4 protein-coding genes and 2 pseudogenes are annotated in these 5,063 nt (G+C 63.7%); 1 reads left to right on the plus strand and 5 read right to left on the minus strand.

Annotated elements, in window-relative coordinates:
- Positions 1–52 precede the first annotated feature (52 nt).
- The 4 genes and pseudogenes from NVV79_RS09405 to NVV79_RS09420 form a co-directional block, all read right to left on the minus strand.
- Positions 53–694 carry a FadR/GntR family transcriptional regulator gene (locus NVV79_RS09405; protein ID WP_303988402.1) on the minus strand — a complete coding sequence of 214 codons (642 nt, stop codon included), beginning with the start codon at positions 692–694 and terminating at the stop codon, positions 53–55.
- 349 nt (positions 695–1,043) lie between these two features.
- Positions 1,044–2,223 (minus strand): annotated as a pseudogene (gene chrA, locus NVV79_RS09410) (chromate efflux transporter).
- A 112-nt stretch (positions 2,224–2,335) separates the two neighbouring features.
- On the minus strand, positions 2,336–2,947 hold the full coding sequence (locus tag NVV79_RS09415; RefSeq protein ID WP_303988404.1) for a disulfide bond formation protein B: 612 nt from the start codon (positions 2,945–2,947) through the stop codon (positions 2,336–2,338).
- A 5-nt stretch (positions 2,948–2,952) separates the two neighbouring features.
- The gene (locus NVV79_RS09420) at positions 2,953–3,126 is read right to left on the minus strand and encodes a hypothetical protein (RefSeq protein ID WP_303988406.1); all 174 of its coding nucleotides are present in this window, start codon (positions 3,124–3,126) and stop codon (positions 2,953–2,955) included.
- 159 nt (positions 3,127–3,285) lie between these two features.
- Between NVV79_RS09420 and NVV79_RS09425 the strand changes: the two genes are divergently transcribed.
- Entirely contained in the window at positions 3,286–3,708 is a 423-nt protein-coding gene (locus tag NVV79_RS09425) for a nitroreductase/quinone reductase family protein (RefSeq protein ID WP_303988408.1), read from the plus strand.
- 290 nt (positions 3,709–3,998) lie between these two features.
- On the opposite strand, the pseudogene NVV79_RS09430 reads toward NVV79_RS09425, so the two are convergent.
- Positions 3,999–4,844, minus strand: a pseudogene (locus NVV79_RS09430) (fumarylacetoacetate hydrolase family protein); the annotation flags it as partial.
- Positions 4,845–5,063 lie beyond the last annotated feature (219 nt).

The following is a 5,063-nucleotide window of genomic DNA, read 5'->3' on the forward strand; positions in this document are numbered from 1 at the left end:
GGCAACTGCCCCTATCGGCGTGCCCTCCCCGGGCAACGCCAAATGCCGTGGACTACTCCTTGAACAGCGCCAGACCTGCCTCGAGGTGCTGGCTCATGCGGTATTGAAACGCGAGCCGGTTGCGGCTCTCGAGCGCGTCGACGATGGCGCCGTGCTCGTCGAAATTCAGGCCGTTGGACTTCATGCGGGCGACGCCCGTCTCCATGATCTTGAGCATCACCGGCTGCATGATGCGGTAGATCTCCAGCACCTGCTTGTTGGCGAGGATGCCGACGAGCTTGAGGTGGAAGTGGTAGTCGTGCTGCGCGGCGGTGGGGTTGTGGCCCTCCTCGCGCATCGCGTCGTTGATCTCGCGCAGCTCGACGATGTCGGCGGGCTGGAAACGCTCGATCAGGCGATCGACGGAGCCGACTTCGATCAGTTCGCGGAACGACTGGGTGTCGAGATAGGTCTGGCGGTTGAGCTCCAGCGTGTTGAACGAATAGAGGTCGAACACCGCATCCATGCGGCGATCGGTGATGACGGCGCCGACCTTGGGCCGGACGTCGACGACGCCATAGGCCTTGAGGATGCGCATCGCCTCGCGGACCGTCGTCCGGCTCGAGGCAAACATGTCGCCGAGCTCGCGCTCCGACGGCAGCGGGTCGCCGACGACGAGGTTGCGCTTGTCGATCAGCGCCTTGATTTCGATCACCAAAGTCTCGACTGCGGGAGTCGGTCAGATGGATGGCGCGTGCGGGCCGTTTGCGCCCACCGCCACCTTCACCAAGCCGAACGACATTGCTCCTGGCCGTCATGACCGGATTGCCCCGACACCGATGTGAATAGTCCCCTCAGGCCTTACATTTGTAAGACCAGCGGGACCGTAATTATCCGGTTTTCGGCTGTCAATAGTTGGAAATGAGGTGCGATATCACGAAATACAGCAAAAACTGGTATGACAAATACATTCGTGAGATCGATTACATCCCGATAACTGCTTGGAAAAGCAGGCGGACTGACATGTTAGTTTGTGACGCTATGAAAATCGAGATTCTGCGCTGTCAGGCGATGAGACCGAAGGTGGTGAGCGCCAGTCCCGCGATGGCGCTGGCGAAGACGATGAGCCACGGCGGAAGCCGGAACATCAGCAGTGCGAAGACAGCTGCGGCCCAAAGCAGATCGAGGGGGCTTCTGACCGTGCTGAGGAAGACCGGATCGTAAAGGGTTGCGAGCAGGAGGCCGACCACGGCAGCGTTGGCGAGGTTGAGGCCGCCGCGAAGGCGGGTGTCGCCGCGCAGGGCCTGCCAGTAGGGCAGGGCGCCGAAGACCAGGAGGAACGACGGGAGGTAGATGGCGCCGAGGGCGAGGAGCGCGCCGGCGAGGCCGTTCGGCTGGATATTGAGCAGGGCGCCGGTGTAGGCGGCGAAGGAAAAGAGCGGTCCGGGTACGGCCTGTGCCGCGCCATAGCCGGCAGGAACAGGTTGCGGTCGATGAGGCCGGGGGTGACCAGTTCGGCTTCGAGCAGCGGCAGGACGACGTGGCCGCCGCCGAAAACCAGCGAACCGGTGCGGTAGAACTTCTCGGCGATGACGGCTGTGCCGTTGCCGGTCAGGGACAGGAGCGGCAGGGCGACCAGCAGGATGGCGAAGGCGCCGAGGAACCAGGCGCCGGTGTGGTCGCGAGGCAGGCGAAACGTTTCGCCGCGCGGGGAAGAAGATAGCCAGCGACGGCTGCGGCCGCGATTATCCCTATCTGGGTCAATGCGTTGGGAAGGATGAGGGCGATCGCTGCCGCAGCGACGGCGATGGCGCGGCGTGGCCAATCCGGGGTCAGTGTGCGTGACATGGCCCAGACGGCCTGGGCGACGACGGCAAGGGCGGCGACCTTGAGGCCGTGCAGGGCGCCATCGGCAAGCGGGCCGCCGATGGTGGTGGCACCCCAGGCGAAGGCGAGGAGCAGCATGACGGAGGGGGCCGTGAAGGCGACAAAGGCGGCGATTCCGCCCCAGTATCCGGCACGCAGCTTGCCGATGGCGATGCCGACCTGGCTGGAGGCGGGGCCGGGCAGGAACTGGCAAAGCGCGACGAGATCGGCGTAGTCGGCGTCGGTCAGCCAGCGCCGGCGCTGGACAAACTCGGCCTGGAAGTAGCCCAGATGCGCTACCGGTCCTCCAAAGCTCGTCAGGCCCAAGACCAGGAAAGTCCAGAAGACTTCGGCGATACGTCCAGCGCGATTGCTCATGGGCCGTTTGCTGCCCCACCGGCGCGTCACAATCAAGCTGCGGTGTGTGGTCGCCCCCTCCACCAGCTTCGCTGGTCCCCCTCCCCCGCTGCCCAGGGGAGGATGAGAAGGGTCAGCTCGCGGGCGGGGTGTAGCCGAGCAGCTGGTAGCCCATGGTGTGGCACTCGTTGATGCCGCACTGGACGATGACCGAGCCGAAGTTGACGACGGCGAGGGCGACGACGACCGCTCCGACCGCGGTGCCGATGGCGGCGAGGCGCGGGAAGGTCGAGACCGGTGTGGTCTCGAGGTGGTGGTCGCCGCCGATGATGGCGAGCTTGAGGGCGAAGGCGATCAGCACGCAGAGCGCGATGATGATGGACCAGACCGGCATGTGGAGGCCGAACACGGCTGACCCGATATAGGCGTGGCCGGGGCGCGGGACGATGTCGAGCAGGGTCTGGCGCTCGGCGACGATCAGCAGGAACAGGGCGCTGAAGATGATGATGCCGGTGTTCTGGTAGGAAAAGCCGTTGCGGAGTTGCAGCAGGATGCCCAGGCAGATGCCGAGCATGGCGACGCGCTGCAGCAGACAGAGCGGGCAGGGTAGTTCGCCGAAGGCATATTGCATGACGGCGGCTGCGATGAGGATCAGCGCGATCACCGCCAGCATGGCGGCGAGGAAGGCATAATTGGCCCAGGCGAGGAAGCGGTGGGTTTCGGGCGAGGCGTTGTCGAAGCTCATGGCGCTCACCCCTGCAGCCACGGCATTTCGAAGCCGTATTGCGGGCTCCAGATTTCCCACAGGAACAGGCCGATCGAGAGGGTTGTGCAGACCCCGACCATCAGGCGGGCCACTGCTGGCCGGCGGAACCAAGATAAGGCAAACGCAACGACAAGCGTCGCGAAGATCAGCGCCATCATTGTTGGCACTCCCTCAGTATTCCCCATGGTGACTATTTGCCCGATTTGCGCGGGTGCTGTCCATCGATCTGAGACGAAGGTGCAAGGCTGGTTTGATGCGAGCGGCCTTGTAGTGGCCCGGTCCGCACACTAGCTCAGGGACGATACTGCAGCAGATACATGAGCTTAGCACATGAGCGACTTCAACAAGCAGGTCATTGCGGATTTCAACTCCAGCAAATGGCAAACCGGGCGGCTACTTCAAGGATGCATCACATCCTCCTCCTTCATGCCATCGGCGCCAAATCGGGCGAGGAACGCACCCAGCCGCTGATGTTCCTCAAGGAAGAGAATGAGGGGCCGTGGTTCGTGTTCGCCTCCTATGGTGGCGGCCCGAAGGACCCGGCGTGGTTCCGCAATGTGGTCGCGAACCCCGAGTTCGAGATCTCGGTCGGTGATGGCGAGAGCATCCGGCGCGTGCCGGTCCGGGCCCGCGTGCTCGAGGAGCGCGACACGACCTATGCGCGCCAGGCGGAGCTGTTCCGCAGTTCGCCGAGTACGAGAAGAAAACGACCCGGGAGATCATTCCGGTGGTGGAACTGAGTCCGAGGTAGGGGCTGCCACACTCACTGCCGTCATTCCTAAGCGGGAACCTGGGTGGATAGTGCCACACTCACAGCCTGCTGAGCGATCCACTAGGTTCCCGCTTTCGCGGAATTGACGCCGGTGGGGTGCGGTGACGCCGTGCGCTCCTGCGGCATCGCCAGGTCAGTCTTCGCCCGGGGATGACGGTGATGGGTGGCTGATGCCGAGCCTGGCGTTGTGCTTGAGCAAGAAAAAGGGCGCTCGACGGGCGCCCTTTGCATTCCGATGATCGGGAGATCGGTTCTGTAGGCGTAGGCTTTGGTCTTCTGCTGCTGCTCGCCCAGCCCCTCGATGCCCAGCTTCATGGTCTGGCCCGGCTTCAGCCAGATGGGCTCGGGCTTCTGGCCCATGCCGACGCCCGGCGGTGCCGGTGGTAATCACGTCACCCGGCTGCAGGCTCATGAACTGGCTGAGGTAGGCCACGAGGTGGGCAACGCCGAAGATCATGGTCTTGGTCGAACCGTCCTGGTAGCGGCGGCCATCGACGTCGAGCCACATCCCCAGGTTCTGCACGTCCTTGATCTCGTCCTTGGTCACCAGCCACGGGCCGATCGGGCCGAAGGTGTCGGCCGACTTGCCCTTGGTCCATTGGCCGCCGCGCTCGGTCTGGAAGTGGCGCTCGCTGAGATCGTTCACTCACGCAATAGCCGGCGACGTAATCGAGGGCGTCCTTTTCCTCAATGTACTTGGCTTCCTTGCCGATGATCACGCCGAGCTCGACTTCCCAGTCCGGCTTGAGGGTGTTCTTGGGCAGGATCACATCGTCGTTGGGGCCGATGATGGCGCTGGTCGCCTTCATGAACAGGATCGGCTCGGCAGGGATCGCGGCGCCGGTTTCGGCGGCGTGGTCGGCATAGTTGAGACCGATGCACATGAACTTTGCCGACATTGCCGACGCAGGGACCGATACGCGAGTTCTTGTCGAGCACCGGCAGGCCGCCATGGTCGGCAGCCTTGATCTTCGGCGAGAGCCCCTCGGCGCCGATCGACGTGCCGTTGATGTCGGGCACCACGGACGAGGTCGCGGTAAGTGCCGTCGGTGTGTAGGATAGAAAGGGCTTCGGCGCCCTGGCGCCGACGCGCAGAAGTTTCATGAAGTGCCCTCAGATGATTTAGGGCTAGGGCCATAGCCGTGAGTCGAGGTCAACCATGGTCGAATCTGTTCGGCGCGGCGGGACGAGCCATGTCGCGGCTGGTGCTGGAGGTGAACTGGGTCCCTGCTTTGGCAGGGATGACATTTGGTGAAAGGGGCGGTTGAGTGCCCCTTGGCCACCAATTCCATTTGGACCGTGACGACTGCATCGGGTCCGTCA

Origin of the sequence: Devosia ginsengisoli (assembly GCF_024707105.1) — a bacterium.
In the GTDB taxonomy this organism is placed as follows: domain Bacteria; phylum Pseudomonadota; class Alphaproteobacteria; order Rhizobiales; family Devosiaceae; genus Devosia; species Devosia ginsengisoli_A.

Coding starts and splice junctions, on each gene's coding strand:
- NVV79_RS09420 (WP_303988406.1), bottom strand. CDS start 3,126: ATGATGGCGCTGATCTTCGCGACGCTTGTCGTTGCGTTTGCCTTATCT.
- NVV79_RS09425 (WP_303988408.1), top strand. CDS start 3,286: ATGAGCTTAGCACATGAGCGACTTCAACAAGCAGGTCATTGCGGATTT.
- NVV79_RS09415 (WP_303988404.1), bottom strand. CDS start 2,947: ATGAGCTTCGACAACGCCTCGCCCGAAACCCACCGCTTCCTCGCCTGG.